At 71.2% G+C, this 15,047-nt stretch carries 17 protein-coding genes; 11 read left to right on the top strand and 6 right to left on the bottom strand.

The features are described 5' to 3' along the window. Positions 1–79 precede the first annotated feature (79 nt). The 8 genes from sufD to ABFY07_RS15930 all read left to right on the top strand — a co-directional run bounded on the left by sufD (position 80) and on the right by ABFY07_RS15930 (position 5,493). Positions 80–1,249, top strand: coding sequence for a Fe-S cluster assembly protein SufD (sufD, locus tag ABFY07_RS15965; RefSeq protein ID WP_346175142.1), 1,170 nt, complete (start codon positions 80–82; stop codon positions 1,247–1,249). Next, positions 1,246–1,569 (top strand): bifunctional 3-phenylpropionate/cinnamic acid dioxygenase ferredoxin subunit, encoded by a 324-nt coding sequence (locus tag ABFY07_RS15960; protein WP_065958402.1) that lies wholly within the window; start codon positions 1,246–1,248, stop codon positions 1,567–1,569. The genes sufD and ABFY07_RS15960 overlap by 4 nt, the downstream gene beginning before the upstream one ends. A gap of 7 nt (positions 1,570–1,576) precedes the next feature. Next, positions 1,577–2,344, top strand: coding sequence for a Fe-S cluster assembly ATPase SufC (gene sufC, locus ABFY07_RS15955; protein ID WP_346175141.1), 768 nt, complete (start codon positions 1,577–1,579; stop codon positions 2,342–2,344). A 48-nt stretch (positions 2,345–2,392) separates the two neighbouring features. Next, positions 2,393–3,649: a cysteine desulfurase gene (locus ABFY07_RS15950; protein WP_346175140.1), complete on the top strand. Its 1,257-nt coding sequence runs from the start codon at positions 2,393–2,395 to the stop codon at positions 3,647–3,649. Positions 3,650–3,660: 11 nt separating this feature from the next. Continuing rightward, positions 3,661–4,125 carry a Fe-S cluster assembly sulfur transfer protein SufU gene (gene sufU / locus ABFY07_RS15945; RefSeq protein ID WP_065958399.1) on the top strand — a complete coding sequence of 155 codons (465 nt, stop codon included), beginning with the start codon at positions 3,661–3,663 and terminating at the stop codon, positions 4,123–4,125. After that, positions 4,122–4,460 carry a metal-sulfur cluster assembly factor gene (locus tag ABFY07_RS15940; protein ID WP_065958398.1) on the top strand — a complete coding sequence of 113 codons (339 nt, stop codon included), beginning with the start codon at positions 4,122–4,124 and terminating at the stop codon, positions 4,458–4,460. Before sufU ends, ABFY07_RS15940 begins: the two co-directional genes overlap by 4 nt. Positions 4,461–4,609: 149 nt before the next feature. Then, entirely contained in the window at positions 4,610–4,930 is a 321-nt protein-coding gene (locus tag ABFY07_RS15935; RefSeq protein WP_346175139.1) for a DMT family transporter, read from the top strand. Beyond that, the gene (locus ABFY07_RS15930) at positions 4,930–5,493 is read left to right on the top strand and encodes a TetR/AcrR family transcriptional regulator (protein ID WP_346175138.1); all 564 of its coding nucleotides are present in this window, start codon (positions 4,930–4,932) and stop codon (positions 5,491–5,493) included. Before ABFY07_RS15935 ends, ABFY07_RS15930 begins: the two co-directional genes overlap by 1 nt. Here the strand turns inward: ABFY07_RS15930 and ABFY07_RS15925 are convergent. The 6 genes from ABFY07_RS15925 to ABFY07_RS15900 form a co-directional block, all read right to left on the bottom strand. Next, a complete protein-coding gene (locus ABFY07_RS15925) occupies positions 5,475–6,407 on the bottom strand; it encodes a PfkB family carbohydrate kinase (RefSeq protein ID WP_346175137.1) in 933 nt (310 codons plus the stop codon). The genes ABFY07_RS15930 and ABFY07_RS15925 overlap by 19 nt on opposite strands. 116 nt (positions 6,408–6,523) lie before the next feature. Further along, on the bottom strand, positions 6,524–7,525 hold the full coding sequence (locus ABFY07_RS15920; RefSeq protein WP_346175136.1) for an SIS domain-containing protein: 1,002 nt from the start codon (positions 7,523–7,525) through the stop codon (positions 6,524–6,526). An 85-nt stretch (positions 7,526–7,610) separates the two neighbouring features. Continuing rightward, entirely contained in the window at positions 7,611–8,456 is an 846-nt protein-coding gene (locus tag ABFY07_RS15915) for an ABC transporter permease (RefSeq protein ID WP_346175135.1), read from the bottom strand. Further along, complete coding sequence (locus ABFY07_RS15910; RefSeq protein WP_065958436.1) at positions 8,453–9,280, bottom strand: ABC transporter permease; 828 nt, start codon at positions 9,278–9,280, stop codon at positions 8,453–8,455. Before ABFY07_RS15910 ends, ABFY07_RS15915 begins: the two co-directional genes overlap by 4 nt. 47 nt (positions 9,281–9,327) lie before the next feature. Beyond that, positions 9,328–10,599 (bottom strand): polyamine ABC transporter substrate-binding protein, encoded by a 1,272-nt coding sequence (locus ABFY07_RS15905; RefSeq protein WP_346175133.1) that lies wholly within the window; start codon positions 10,597–10,599, stop codon positions 9,328–9,330. 16 nt (positions 10,600–10,615) lie between these two features. Beyond that, a complete protein-coding gene (locus tag ABFY07_RS15900) occupies positions 10,616–11,794 on the bottom strand; it encodes an ABC transporter ATP-binding protein (protein ID WP_346175132.1) in 1,179 nt (392 codons plus the stop codon). Positions 11,795–11,958: 164 nt separating this feature from the next. Between ABFY07_RS15900 and ABFY07_RS15895 the strand changes: the two genes are divergently transcribed. From ABFY07_RS15895 to ABFY07_RS15885, 3 genes are all read left to right on the top strand, one after another. Continuing rightward, on the top strand, positions 11,959–13,122 hold the full coding sequence (locus tag ABFY07_RS15895) for a LacI family DNA-binding transcriptional regulator (RefSeq protein ID WP_346175131.1): 1,164 nt from the start codon (positions 11,959–11,961) through the stop codon (positions 13,120–13,122). A gap of 127 nt (positions 13,123–13,249) precedes the next feature. After that, positions 13,250–13,864, top strand: coding sequence for an RNA polymerase sigma factor (locus ABFY07_RS15890; RefSeq protein ID WP_346175130.1), 615 nt, complete (start codon positions 13,250–13,252; stop codon positions 13,862–13,864). Further along, complete coding sequence (locus ABFY07_RS15885) at positions 13,857–14,978, top strand: CU044_5270 family protein (RefSeq protein ID WP_346175129.1); 1,122 nt, start codon at positions 13,857–13,859, stop codon at positions 14,976–14,978. The genes ABFY07_RS15890 and ABFY07_RS15885 overlap by 8 nt, the downstream gene beginning before the upstream one ends. Positions 14,979–15,047: the final 69 nt, after the last annotated feature.

Raw genomic sequence — 15,047 nt, 5'->3', positions numbered from 1 at the left:
GCGCCTCCCCCGATACCCGCGGCGGCCGTCCCCAGGGAGGGCCGAGGTACGTCACGAGAAAGCGAGCTGTACAGCTGCCATGGCTGAAACCATTCCGGCCGGATCCACCACGGACGGTGCCATCCAGGTGGGCCAGCCCACCGACGCGAGGGTCGGCGCCATCGCGTCGTACGACGTGGCCGACTTCCCGGTGCCACACGGCCGTGAGGAGGAGTGGCGGTTCACCCCGCTGGAGCGCCTGCGCGGTCTGCACGACGGCACCGCCAAGGCCACCGGCGGGCTGCGGGTCGACGTGAGCGCCCCCGAGGGCGTCACCGTCGAGACCGTGGACCGCACGGACCCGCGTGTGGGCAAGGCGGGCAAGCCGGTCGACCGGGTCGCGGCCCAGGCGTACAGCTCCTTCGAGAAGGCCTCGGTGGTCTCCGTCGCCAAGGAGACCGTGCTCACCGAGCCCGTGCGGATCTCCGTACACGGCGAGGGCGGCACCGCCTTCGGCCACCAGGTCGTGGAGGTCGGCGCCTTCGCCGAGGCGGTCGTGGTCATCGACCACACCGGCGACGCGACGCTCGCGGCCAATGTGGAGTTCCTGGTCGGCGACGGAGCCAAGCTCACCGTGGTCTCCATCCAGGACTGGGACGACACCGCCGTCCACGCCGGGCAGCACACCGCGCTCGTCGGGCGTGACGCCACGTTCAAGTCCGTGGTCGTCACCTTCGGCGGCACCCTGGTGCGCCTGCACCCGCGGGTCATCTACGGCGCCCCGGGCGGTGAGGCCGAGCTCTACGGCCTGTACTTCACCGACAACGGCCAGCACCAGGAGCACCGGCTCTTCATCGACCACGACACCCCGCACTGCCGCAGCAACGTCGCCTACAAGGGCGCGCTGCAGGGCAAGGACGCCCACGCGGTCTGGATCGGCGACGTGCTGATCCGCGCCGCCGCGGAGGGCACCGACACCTACGAGCTCAACCGCAACCTCGTCCTGACCGACGGCGCGCGCGTCGACTCGGTGCCGAACCTGGAGATCGAGACCGGCGAGATCGTGGGCGCCGGACACGCCAGCGCGACCGGCCGCTTCGAGGACGAGCAGCTGTTCTACCTGATGGCGCGCGGCATCCCCGCCGACGAGGCCCGCCGCCTCGTCGTCCGAGGCTTCTTCGCCGAGCTGGTCCAGCAGATCGGCATCCCGGAGCTGGAGGAGCGCCTGATCGCCAAGATCGAGGCCGAGCTGGAGGCGTCCGTCGCATGAGCCAGACCTTCGTACGCGCCTGCGCGCTGAGCGAGCTGGAGGAGGACACCCCCAAGCGGGTGGAACTCGACGGCGTGCCGGTGGCGCTCGTGCGCACCGAGGGCGAGGTCTTCGCGGTCAACGACATCTGCTCGCATGCGAACGTCTCGCTGTCCGAGGGCGAGGTGGAGGACTGCCAGATCGAGTGCTGGCTGCACGGCTCCAGCTTCGACCTGCGCACCGGCAAGCCGTCCGGCCTCCCCGCGACGCGCCCCGTCCCCGTATACCCCGTAAAGATCGAAGGGGACGACGTGCTCGTCTCCGTCACCCAGGAGTCCTGAGGCACCCATGGCAACGCTTGAGATCCACGACCTGCACGTCTCCGTCGAGGCCGAAGGCGGCCCCCGCGAGATCCTGCGCGGGGTCGACCTGACCGTGAAGCAGGGCGAGACCCACGCCATCATGGGCCCCAACGGCTCCGGCAAGTCCACGCTGGCGTACTCGCTCGCGGGTCACCCCAAGTACCAGGTCACCGGCGGCACGGTGACCCTGGACGGCGAGGACGTGCTGGCCATGTCCGTCGACGAGCGGGCCCGCGCGGGCGTCTTCCTCGCCATGCAGTACCCGGTGGAGGTCCCCGGCGTCTCCGTCTCCAACTTCCTGCGTACCTCGGCCACCGCCATCCGCGGCGAGGCGCCGAAGCTGCGCACCTGGGTGAAGGAGGTCAAGGAGGCCATGGAGCGCCTTTCGATCGACCCCTCCTTCGCCGAGCGCAACGTCAACGAGGGCTTCTCCGGCGGTGAGAAGAAGCGCCACGAGATCCTCCAGCTCGAGCTGCTGAAGCCCCGTATCGCGATCCTCGACGAGACGGACTCCGGTCTGGACGTCGACGCGCTGCGCGTGGTCTCCGAGGGCGTCAACCGCGTCCGGGAGACCGGCGAGGTCGGCACCCTGCTGATCACCCACTACACGCGCATCCTGCGGTACATCAAGCCCGACCACGTCCATGTGTTCGCGGCCGGCCGGATCGCCGAGTCGGGCGGCCCGGAGCTCGCGGACAAGCTGGAGGAGGAGGGCTACGAGGCCTATGTGAAGGGCGGCTCCACGAGTGAGTGACGACGACGGCGGCCGCTTCGGCGGCGAGGGATTCGGAGGCGCAGGGACATGACACAGCTGCCGGGCCTCCTCGACACCGAGGCGATCCGCAAGGACTTCCCGATCCTGGACCGGCAGGTCCACGACGGCAAGAAGCTCGTCTACCTGGACAACGCGGCGACCTCACAGACGCCGCGCCAGGTGCTCGACGTGCTCAGCGAGTACTACGAGCTGCACAACGCGAATGTGCACCGCGGGGTGCATGTGCTCGCCGAGGAGGCCACGGCGCTGTACGAGGGCGCCCGGGACAAGGTGGCCGCCTTCATCAACGCGCCGAGCCGGGACGAGGTGATCTTCACCAAGAACGCCTCGGAGTCCCTCAACCTCGTCGCCAACATGCTGGGCTGGGCCGATGAGCCCTACCGCGTGGACAGCGACACCGAGATCGTCATCACGGAGATGGAGCACCACTCCAACATCGTCCCCTGGCAGCTGCTCTCGCAGCGCACGGGCGCGAAGCTGAAGTGGTTCGGCCTCACCGACGACGGCCGTCTGGACCTGTCGAACATCGAGCAGGTCATCACCGAGAAGACCAAGGTCGTCTCGTTCGTGCTGGTCTCCAACATCCTGGGCACGGTCAACCCGGTCGAGGCGATCGTCCGCCGCGCCCAGGAGGTGGGCGCCCTCGTCGTCGTGGACGCCTCGCAGGCCGCCCCGCACATGACGCTGGACGTGCAGGCGCTTCAGGCCGACTTCGTGGCCTTCACCGGCCACAAGATGTGCGGCCCGACGGGCATCGGGGTGCTGTGGGGCCGCCAGGAGCTGCTGGAGGACCTGCCGCCCTTCCTCGGCGGCGGTGAGATGATCGAGACCGTCTCGATGCACTCCTCCACCTACGCCCCCGCGCCGCACAAGTTCGAGGCCGGTACGCCCCCGATCGCCCAGGCCGTCGGCCTCGGCGCGGCCGTGGACTATCTGACCTCGATCGGCATGGACAACATCGCCCGCCATGAGCACGTGGTCACCGAGTACGCGGTGCGCAGGCTCCTGGAGGTCCCCGACCTGCGGATCATCGGCCCGACCACGGCCGAGGACCGCGGCGCCGCGATTTCCTTCACCCTCGGCGACATCCACCCCCACGACGTGGGTCAGGTGCTCGACGAGGAGGGCATCGCGGTCCGGGTCGGCCACCACTGCGCCCGGCCCGTGTGCCTGCGGTACGGAATTCCCGCCACCACGCGAGCGTCGTTCTATCTGTACTCCACCCCGGCCGAGGTCGACGCCCTGGTCGAGGGCCTGGAGCACGTACGGAACTTCTTCGGGTAGGGGCGTGCCGCGTGAAGCTTGATTCGATGTACCAGGACGTGATCCTGGACCACTACAAGCACCCGCACGGGCGGGGCCTGAGGGACGGGGACGTGGAGGTGCATCACGTCAATCCGACCTGCGGGGACGAGATCACTCTCCGGGTGCGGCTCGACGGGCAGAGGATCGAGGACGTCAGTTACGAGGGCCAGGGCTGTTCCATCAGCCAGGCCAGCGCGTCCGTGCTCAACGAGCTGCTGGTCGGCAAGGAGATCGCCGAGGCGCGCAAGATCCAGGAAACGTTTCTGGAGCTGATGCAGTCCAAGGGCAGGACCGAGCCGGACGACGCGATGGAGGAGGTGCTGGAGGACGCGGTCGCGTTCGCCGGCGTCTCCAAGTATCCGGCCCGGGTGAAGTGTGCCCTGCTGAGCTGGATGGCGTGGAAGGACGCGACCGCCCAGGCGCTGGGCGAGGGCGCCGAAGGGAAGATCGCATGAGTGACAACGTGGAAACGGCGACCAAGCCGGCCAGTGAGGAAGAGGTCCGCGAGGCGCTGTACGACGTCGTCGACCCGGAGCTGGGCATCGACGTGGTCAACCTGGGCCTCGTCTACGGCATCCACATCGACGACGCCAATATCGCCACCCTCGACATGACGCTGACGTCCGCGGCCTGCCCGCTGACCGATGTCATCGAGGACCAGGCGAAGTCGGCCACCGAGGGCATCGTCAACGAGCTGCGGATCAACTGGGTCTGGATGCCGCCGTGGGGCCCGGACAAGATCACCGACGAGGGCCGCGAGCAGCTCCGCGCGCTCGGCTTCAACGTCTGACGACACCCCGGCCCGAGCCCCGAACGGCCCCCGCGCACCGCTGGAACCCAAGAACCCCAGGCGGCGCGCGGGGGCCGTTCGCGTGCTCGCGGGATCCCGGGCGGGCGGGTTGTGTACGCCCGTACGCATCGTTGTGTACGCTCGTACGCATGGGATATCTGACGCTCGCCGGGGCCATCGCCGCCGAGATCATCGCCACCACCTCGATGAAGTACAGCGAGGGCTTCAGCAGGCTCTGGCCCTCGCTGGCCACCGTGGCCGGCTATCTGGTCGCCTTCGCCCTGCTCGCGCAGACGCTCAAGACGATGTCGGTGGGCACCGCCTACGCCATATGGTCCGGGGCCGGGACCGCCGTGGTCGCCGCGATCGGGATGCTCTTCCTCGGCGAGGCCGCCACCGCCGCCAAGGTGCTCGGGGTGCTGCTGGTGATCGCCGGAGTGGTCGTGCTCAACCTCGGCGGGGCCCACTGATGGCCCGCCGCTACGACCCCGGGCGGCGGCAGCGCATCATCGACGCCGCGGCCGCCGTGGTCCGCGCCCGCGGCATCGCCGGGTTGAGCCACCGGGCCGTGGCCGCCGAGGCCGATGTGCCGCTCGGCTCCACGACCTACCACTTCGCGACCCTCGACGACCTGCTGGTCGCCGCGCTCCGGCAGATCAACGCCGAGTGGCTGGCGGACGTCGGGCGCTGGGCGGAAGGCGTCGCTCCGGAGGCTGAGCTGGCCGACGAGCTGGCCCGCTGGCTGGGGGAGCTGCTCACCGGGGAGCGGGCGCGGCTGGAGCTGGAGTACGAGCTGTACTTCGCCGCGCTGCGCCACGAGGCGGCGCGGCCGCTCGCCGCCGAGTGCCTGGACGAGATGGGGCGGATACTGACCCGGATCGTCCCGGACGCCGCCACGGCGCGCGCGGTGGTGGCCCTGATCGACGGGCTGACCCTCCAGGCGCTGCTGACCGACCGCCCGTACGACCCGGAGGGCGCGCGGACGGCGCTGGCCCGGATCATCGGCGGAAGCGGTCACTCCGCCGGGGCGTGAACCTCACCGTTGCCGGGCCGTCCGGTCGCCGCCCGGTCGCCGTCCGGCCCGGGCGCCGTCGGCCAGCCGCAGCCGAAGGCGGCCTCGATGAAGCACTGCTGGTACGCCGCCCGCGCGCCCTGGTGCAAGGCGCGCCCCAGGACCTCGGGGGGCAGGGAGACGCCCCGGGACCAGCCGTGGTGAAGCAGCGACACGACGAACCCGGCGAGGAAGGCGTCCCCGCAGCCCATCGTGTCGGACAGGGAAGCGGGGTCCGCGGCACGGGCCGGCGCGGCGGCCGTGGTCCGGCCGTCGTACGCGATCGCCCCGTTGAGCCCCCGGGTGGCGAGCGCCATTCCGGCCCCCCGCCGCACCGCCTCGGCGAGCAGCGCGCGGGTGGCGGCCTCGTCCAGGTGCGAGCAGGACAGCAGCGCCAGGTCCACATGGGGGCAGACGCGGTCGAGGTAGGCGGGGGTACGGAACTCGTCCTCGTCCGAGAAGTCGAAGCTGACCAGGGGACCGGCCGCGGCGAGCGGGGCGAGGTCGGCCTCGGTGTGGGAGTAGACGCTGGAGTGCACCAGGGAGAACGACGCGGCGTAGGCGAGCAGCTCGGGGGTGAGGGCGAGGGGTTCGCGGACCGCCTCGCCGCCGGGGTCGTAGCCGAGGAACACCCGGTCGCCGTCCCGCACATGCAGGGTGGAGACCGAGGTCTCGCCGTGGCGCACGACGCTGCGGTCCGTGGCGACGCCCTGCGCGGCCAGGGCCGTGCGCAGGGAGGCGCCGAGGTCGTCGTCGCCGAACACCCCCAGGTAGGCGGCGTCCAGACCGAGTCGGCGGGCGTAGACGGCGACGTTGACACAGTTGCCGCCGGGGTAGTCGGTGCCGCGGTCCACGAAGCGGTCGATGGTGTTGTCGCCGAAGCCGAGGACGTTCATCAGGGTCTCCCGAGGTGCGGGCCCGGTGCGCGAGGACACGGCGCCCGCCATGGGCGCGCCGGTGCCGGGGCACCGGCGCGCTGGGCGGATGGACGAGGGGGAACCGGTCAGGGGGCTCAGTAGTCCATGACGCGGTAGTAGCGGCGCAGGTCGAGCGAGTGGTCGCGCACCCGCTCGAGGTGCTTGCTGACCCGGTCCATCACGGTGTCCATGACCAGGGGGGCGAGCAGGCCGCGGAACTGAGGGCTGATGCCCTCCAGGGGGTAGTCGCGGGTGTCGAAGACGGTGACGTCCTTCGAGATGCGCTTGGCGAAGGCCTCGGCCCGGTCGGTCAGCGCCCGGGTCTCGTCCTCACCCTGGAAGACGACCACGCTGGTGTTCTCCTCCAGGAGTTCCAGCGAGCCGTGGAAGAACTCCGCGCTGTGCACCCGGGTGGTGCGCAGCCACTGCATCTCCTCGAGGATGCACATGGAGTACAGGTAGGTGAACCCCCACAGGTTTCCGCCGCCGATGAGGAAGTGGTAATCGGTGTCCTTGTGGGCCTCGGCGAAGTCCGCCGCCACCGGCTCGGCCCGCCGGGCGACGTCCACCAGGATCCGGGGCAGGCCGCCCAGCTCGTCGGCGAGGCGCTCGTAGCCCTCGAACTCGCCCCGGCGGGCGAGCAGTCGGCCCATGAACAGCAGCATCTGCACGTCGAACGGCCAGGCCTTGGGCTCGGAGATCAGCGCGGTGTCGACGCCCTGGGCGATGGGGGAGTCCGGGTAGCCGGTGAAGCCGATCGTGTGGGCGCCGTGGGACTTGCAGTAGTCGATGGCGCGGAGGCTGTCGTCGGTGGTGCCGGAGACGGAGGTGAAGACGGCGACGGTGCGCTCGCCGAGGCGGGCGTCGCCGGAGACGACGAGTTCGGCGGCGATGGCGGCCCGGACCGGCAGCGTCGAGGTACGCCGGGCGAGGTGCTCATAGGGCCACATCTGCGCGTACGTGCCGCCGGCGCCCACGAGGAGGACGTTGTCGTAACCCTCGTCGAGCAGGCGGTCGACGACCTTCTCGATCTCGGGGCGCAGCGCCACAAGGCTTTCCGTCTGGGCGACGAACTCGGCTTCGTTGAACTTGAGCACGGTGATGACTTCCTCAAGGGTTGTTGCGAACCGGCCGGCGTGTGCCGCTGAGCCGGTGTTCGAGGGGGCGCGGGACCGGATGGGGTCAGGACGCGCGACGCCGGGAGAACAGCACGTTCGATCCGGCGATGATCAGGCCGCCGACGAAGATCAGCGTTCCCATGACGTTGACCTGCGGGGGCACGCCGGTACGGCTGGCGCTGTACACCCACAGCGGGAAGGTGACCGTACGGCCGGCGTTGAAGCTGGTGATGACGTAGTCGTCGACGGACAGGGCGAAGCACAGCAGGGCGCCCGAGGCCACGCCGGGCAGCAGCATCGGCAGGGTGACCAGCCGGAACGCCGTCCAGGGTCCCGCCCCCAGGTCCCGGGCGGCCTCCTCGAGCGTCGGGTCGTGTCCCACCATGCGCGCCCGTACGGTGATGGCGACGTAGGGGATGCAGAACGCCACATGGGCGATGACGATCGTCCAGTAGCCACGGGGCACGCCCGTCACGATGAACAGCGACAGCAGCGCGGCGCCGAGGGCGATCTCGGGGGCCGCGATGGCGGCGAACATCAGCAGGTCCACGGAGCCCCGGCCGCGGAAGCGGTAGCGGCCGAGCGCCATTCCGATCGGGGTGCCCAGGAGGGTGGCGACCACGGCCACCACCAGGGCGATGGTGAGGCTGTTGACCAGGGCGGAGGTCAGGTTGGGGATGGCGAACAGGTGCTCGTACCAGTTGAGGGTGAAGCCCTGCCAGGTGAAGTTCACCTTGCTGTGGGTGTCGTTGAACCCGAAAAGGATCATGACGGCGATCGGCAGCAGCAGCCAGGCCAGCACCAGACCGGTGTACAGGGTCAGGGTGGGGCGGCGGCGGCCGCGCCCGGCGCGGCGTGGCCGGGGCGTGGCGGGTGCGTCGGCCGTGGGGGCGACGGTGGTGGTGGTCATCGCGCGGCCGCCTCCAGGACCTTCTCGGTGCCCAGGGTCCGGGCGTAGGTGAAGACGGCCAGCAGCAGCGCGCCCATGAGCACGAAGGACAGGGCGGAGGCGGCCGGGTAGTCCAGGTTGGTGAAGTACTCGGTCTGGATGATGTTGCCGATCATGGTCGTGGAGGGGCCGCCGAGGATGCCGGCGTTGACGTAGTCGGCGCAGGAGGGCACGAAGGTCAGCAGCACTCCGGCGAAGACGCCGGGCAGCGACAGCGGCAGCACCACCCGCAGGAAGGTCTGCGTCCGGGAGGCGTACAGGTCGGTGGAGGCCTCGATCACCTTGGGGTCCACCCGTTCCAGGGCGACGTACACGGGCAGCACCATGAAGGGCAGGAAGTTGTAGGTCAGGCCGCCGATCACCGCGTAGGGCGTGGCCAGCAGGTGGAAGTCGGCGGAGAGCAGCCCGATGTCCTTCAGCGGTCCGAGCACCACGCCGTGGTCGGCCAGCACCACGTTCCAGGACTGCGTCCGGATGACGAAGGAGACGAAGAACGGCAGCAGGAGCAGGAAGAGGAACACCGACTTGTGCCGGCCGGCCCGGAAGGCGATCCAATAGGCCACCGGGTAGCCGATGAGGGCGCACGAGACGGTGGCTATGGCCCCGTAGGTCAGGGACCTGACCAGCTGCACATGGTAGGTGCGGACCACGTCGGCGTAGGTGCTGAAGTGGAACGTCTGGCGGAAGCCGTCGATGAAGTCGCCGGTCTGCAGCGACAGCGACACCATCACGATCACGGGGGTGATGAAGAAGGCGGCCAGCCACAGCCAGCCCGGGAGGATCATCAGATAGGGGGCCAGCGCGTCGCCGGGGCGGCGGCGCCGCCGCCGGGTCACGCCTGGTAGATCGGTTCGAACAGCGCGTTCCACTGCTTCTCCTCCTCTTCGTCGAGCACCCGCAGACGGCGCAGCTTGGACTGGTCGGCCTTGGTCGGGAAGACCAGGGGGCTGGTGCTCAGGGCCTCGAGCACGGTGCGCCGCTTGCCGGTGGCGGCGGCCGCGTCGCGGGCGACGACCGGTTGCGCGGCGGGAACGGGGCTGACGAACTGCACGGTCTCGCTGATCTTCGCGGCGACCTCGGGCCGGAAGGCGTAGTCCATGTAGGCCAGCGCGTCGACGGGATGGGCGGCCGTCGAGGGGATGCAGAGGTTGTCGGTCCACAGCAGACCGCCCTCGTCGGGGATGACGAACTCCAGTTTCGAGCCGCTCTGGTTGGCCTGGAACACATCGCCCGAGTACACGAGCGAGGCCGCGAGGTCGCCGCGCTGGAGGGAGGACTGATAGGTGGCGGTGGAGTAGGAGCGGACCATCCCGGCGTCGCGCTGCTTGCGCAGCCAGGCCGCCGCCTTGCGCCAGTCGGCATGGGTGGAGGTCTCCGGGTCCACGCCGACGGCCAGCAGGCCGATGTTGCCCATCTGCACCGCGTCGTTCCACATGCCGACCCTGCCGTGCAGCTTGGGGTCCAGCAGGTCCTGCCAGCTGGTGATCTTCCGGCCGACCAGGGCCGGGTCGTAGCCGATGCCGGTCATGCCGGACTGCCAGGGGACGGTGTAGACGTTGCCGTGGTCGTAGGCGGAGTTCTTGAACGCGGCCCCGCCGTACTTCGCGAAGTTGGGCAGCCGGGTGTGGTCGAGCGGGGCGAGGTAGCCGAGTTGGATGTACTTGCCGAGGTAGCTGTCGCCGCCGACGACCATCAGGTCGTAGCCGATGCCCTCACCGGAGGCGAATTCGGGCTGGATCTTGCCGAACCAGGAGGCGCTGTCGTCGATCAGCTCGTTGTAGCTGACCTTGATACCGGTCTCGCGGGTGAAGGCGTCGAGGGTGGGGTGCCTGCCCTGATCGTCGGGGTCGACGTCGATGTACTGGGTGTAGTTGACGAAGTCCAGCTTTCCGGACCGCTTCTTCCCGGCCCAGAAGTCGGAGACGGCGGCGGCGATCTCCGCCTTGCCGGTGGGCACGTGGACGCGGGCGCCGGGGACGCTGCACGCGGTGAGCGGGGCCAGCGCGGCGGCGCCGAGCGCGGCGCGCAGCAGGCCGCGCCGGGTGCAGCCGCGCGGGGTCAGCCCGCGCGGCCGGGGCGCGAAGGGAGGGGAGTGCTCGGGCATGGTGGTCCGCCTGTCGTCAGCGCGAGGTGAGGGAAACCGGGTCCGCGGCGGTCGCCGCGGCGGCGGGGGCGGTGGTGAGCAGGTACGAGTGGTCGGTGGCCCAGGAGAGCCAGACGATGTCGCCGCGGGCCGGGGTCGCGCAGGCGGAGCCGTCGTTGGGCTGGAAGACCGTCATCTCCGCGCCGGTGCTGGTGTCCACCGTGTAGCTGGTGGAGGTGCCCAGGTAGACCACCTCCCGGACGGTGCCGCGGATGCGGCTGGCGGTGTCGGTGGGCTCGGTGGTCAGCGTGATCTTCTCCGGCCGCACGGTGAGTTCGACGTCCTCTCCGGCGGCGTGGGAGCCGCGCAGCGGGACCGTGATGCGCTGGCCGTCGCCGAGGTCGAGCACCCCGGTCCCCGCCTCGGCGGAGGTCAGGCGGCCGCCGATCAGGTTGGAGGTGCCGATGAACCCGGCGACGAACGCGGTGGCGGGCCGTTCGTAGACCTCCTGCGGCGGGCCGACCTGCTCGACCAGCCCGCGGTGCATCACCGCGATCCGGTCGGACATGGTCAGCGCCTCGGCCTGGTCGTGCGTGACATAGATGAAGGTGATGCCGACCTCGCGCTGGATGCGCTTGAGTTCCAGCTGCATGGCCTGGCGGAGCTTGAGGTCGAGGGCGCCGAGGGGTTCGTCGAGGAGCAGCGCGCGGGGGCGGTTGACCAGGGCGCGGGCCAGGGCGACGCGCTGCTGCTGGCCGCCCGAGAGCTGGCGGGGGCGGCGGTCGGCCTTGTCGGCGAGTTCGACGGTGTGCAGGATCTTCTCGACCCGGTCGCGGATCTCGTCCTTGGGGACGCGCTTGCGGCGCAGCCCGAACGCCACGTTGTCGGCGACGCTCAGGTGCGGGAAGAGGGCGTAGGACTGGAAGACCATGTTGATGTCGCGCTTGTTGGCGGGCACCCCGACCATGTCGTGACCGTGCAGCAGGATCTGGCCGGAGGTCGGCTCCTCGAACCCGGCGATCATCCGCAGGGTGGTGGTCTTGCCGCAGCCGGAGGGGCCGAGGAGCGAGAAGAACTCGCCCTCGCCGATGACGAGGTTGACGCCGCGGACGACCGCCGCGTCCCGGGCGCCGGCGCCGCCGAAGTCCTTGACCACGTCGACGAGCGTGATGGCGGGGCCGGCCGTCGGTGGCGGCGAGAGGGTGTCGGTTGCCATCCGTGATACCTCCGGTGTTCGGGGCGTGGGGTCGGGGCGGGCGAGGGCAGACGGGTGCCGTGGTCGCCGGGAAAGGCAGGGTTGTGGGGGCGTCGGTGGATCTTGATAACGTTACCAACGAGCCAGACCTTACCCACGGACCCGCGTCGTCCGTCAATGGTTGAATGGCCTCGAATTTCATCGGCCGGTTCCTCGGCGTCCGCCGAGCCGTCACCTACGAAAGATCGCCCATGCCGAATCCCCCACCACCGCCGCGCCGCGTCACCATCCCCGACGTCGCCCGGCACGCCGGCGTGGGACAGGCCACCGCCGCCCGGGTCCTGGGCGGATACGGCTCGTCCAGCGCGGCCACCCGGGAGCGGGTGCTGGCCGCCGCCGCGGAACTGGGCTACAGCACCAACGCGGTGGCCCGGAGCATGATCAGCGGACGCACCCACACGCTGGGCGTGGTCGTCGCCGACGTGGAGAACGCCTACTTCGCCCGCGCGGTGCGCGGCGTCGCCGACGTCGCGGCCAAGGCCGGCCTGCAGGTCGTCCTCGCCAACAGCGACGAGAAGGGCGAGACGGAGAAGTCCGCGGTGCAGATGTTCATCGAGCGGCGGGTGGACGGCCTGGTCGTGGCGCCCGCCGCGACCGATCACGAGCACCTGGACAAGGCCGTCGCCGCGGGCATCCCCGTAGTCCTCCTGGACCGCGCGCTGAGCGGCGCCGGGCTGGACACGGTCGTGGTGGACAACCGCGGGGCCGCCAAGGCGGCGGTGACCCGGTTCACCGAGGCGGGGCACACCCGCATCGCGGTGGTCACCTCGGCGTCACCCGACGAGAACGCCACCCAGCTCGCGCCCGGGGCGGACATCTGGACCACGACCGAGCGTCTCACCGGCTACCGGCAGGCCCTGCGGGCCGCCGGCATCCCGCGCGAGGCGGAGCTGATCCGGCACACCGGATACGACCGGACCTGGGCGCGCTCGGCCGTCCTGGAGCTGATGAGCTCCCCCGACCGGCCCACCGCGCTGTTCACCACCGACAACGTGGCCACGCTCGGAACCCTCGACGCCCTGCTCGACCTGGACGCCCACATCCCCGGCGACGTCTCGGTCATCGGCTTCGACGACGCCGAGTGGGCCACGCTCGTCCGGCCGAGGCTGAGCGTGGTCAGCCAGCCGGTGCAGGAACTGGGCGGCCTGGCGGCCGACATCCTGGTCCGCCGCATCAACGGCTCCACGGCCCGTCCGCGCAGGCACACCCTCCCCACCGCCTATGTCCCGCGCGAGTCCACCGGTCCCGCGCCCGCGCGGGTGCGGCCGCTGCGGGCGCCGGGGGAGTGAGGCGCCCGCCGGCGCGGTCTCCCGCCCGGCTCATCGGCGGAAGCGGTCATTCCAGGGCGTGAACCCGTCCGGCCCCATCGGGGAACAGGGGGTGAACACCGACCCCGAGGGGAGCTACGGAGACCCTGTGACCGACCCGCCACCGCTCCACCGTCCCGAACCCGACGACGCCGCGCTCATCGCCCGGTCCCTGGAGCACCCGGAGGCCTTCGCGCGGCTCTACGACCGGTACGCACCGGACATTCACCGCTATGTCACCCGCCGCCTCGGCGACGGCGCCGCCGACGACATCACGGCCGAGACCTTTCTGATCGCCTTCCGCAGCAGGTCCCGGTACGACGCGGCGCGGGCCGCCGCCCGCCCCTGGCTGTACGGCATAGCCGCGAACCTCATCGGCAGGCACCGCCGCTCCGAGGTGCGGGCCCTGCGCGCCCTGGCCCGCGGCGGCACCGACCCGGTCGCCGAGTCCTGGGTGGAGCGCGCCGACAGCCGGGTGGCCGCCCAGGCGGCGCAGGCGCCGCTGGCCGGCGCGCTCGCCGGGCTGTCCGCCGGGGACCGACACGTCCTGCTGCTGATCGCCTGGGCGGACCTGAGCTACCAGGAGGTCGCGGACGCGCTGCGCATTCCGCTCGGCACGGTCCGCTCCCGGCTCAACCGAGCCCGCCGCAAGGTGCGCGCCGCGCTCGGCGGCGCCGACCCCACCCTCGTACACGACGTCCAGGAGGCAGTCAGCCATGGATGAGATCACCGCCGTGCGCGCCCTCCGCGAGGACGCCCCCGCCCCCGACCGGGCCCGGCTGGCCACCGGCCGCCAGGCGCTGCTGAACGCCGCCGCGCGCGGCACCCGCGCCCGGCGGCTCCGGGCCGACTGGCGGCTCGCGTCGCTCGGCGCGGCGGCCGCCGTCGCGGCGGCGGCGCTGGTCGCCACCCAGCTCGGGCCGCAGGCCGGCGGTGGCGGGCAGGAGGGGCCGAGGCTGCGGAACGCGGCCGCGGTGCTGGAGAACGCCGCCCACACCGTCGAGGACAACGAGCAGGGCAAGGCCGGCGAGCCACGCCCGCACCAGTGGATCTACACCAAGTGGGCGCGCGAGGGGCTTCTCGTCGGGCAGACGACGGCAGGGCGGACGACGGCCGAGAACCCGAAGGACCCGGAACCGAAGCCCGGCGAGACCGTCGAATACGAGGAGTGGGTGCGCTACGACGGCGAGAAGTTGGCGAACGCCGACCCGGCCGACCCCCAGCGCGTCGTCGTCCATGACGTGCGCGGAGAGCGGACCCCGCGCCAGTGGTACCGGCTGCTGGCCTCGCTCCCGACCGAACCCGACGAGCTGCTGAAGGCCCTGCGGGAGAAGATCGTCACCCGCCCGGAGGGGAACACCCAGGCGGAGCGCGACTTCACCGGGGTGCGGGTGCTGCTCGGCAGCGCCCCGCTGTTCCCGCCGGACGTCCAGGCCGCGCTGTACCGGGCACTGGCCACGATCCCGGGCGTCGAGGTGGGCGATCACCTGGTCAAGGACGCGGCCGGGCGGGATGCCATCGCTGTCACCCACACCGATGTCGACGTGGCGGACGGTCCTGTGTTCCGGCACGAGCTGCTGCTCGACCCCCAGACGTACGCCTACCTCGGGTACCGGATGGTCGCGGCCAAGGACTACACCTACCCCCTCCCCAAGGTCCCCTCCCGGGTCGACATCGGCGAGGCCCCCGACGGCGGGGACCCGATCCAGGTGGACAAGGGCCAGAAGGTGCCCAAGGCCGGGAAGGGCAGGAAGGTGACCAGGGTCGAGAAGGGACAGCTGATGGTCAACGAGGCGAGGGTGACCACCACCGTCGTCGACCGGGCCGGTGACCGGTGACCGGCGGCTGACCGGGCCGGGGGCGGCCGGTGGTCGGTGACCGGCCGGGCCGAGGGGGCCGGAGGGGCG

The organism is Streptomyces sparsogenes subsp. cuspidosporus, assembly GCF_039532705.1.
Taxonomy (GTDB): Bacteria; Actinomycetota; Actinomycetes; order Streptomycetales; family Streptomycetaceae; genus Streptomyces; species Streptomyces sparsogenes.
The sequence above is the reverse complement of the archived record's forward strand: the minus strand, read 5'-3'. Positions and strand labels throughout refer to the sequence as shown.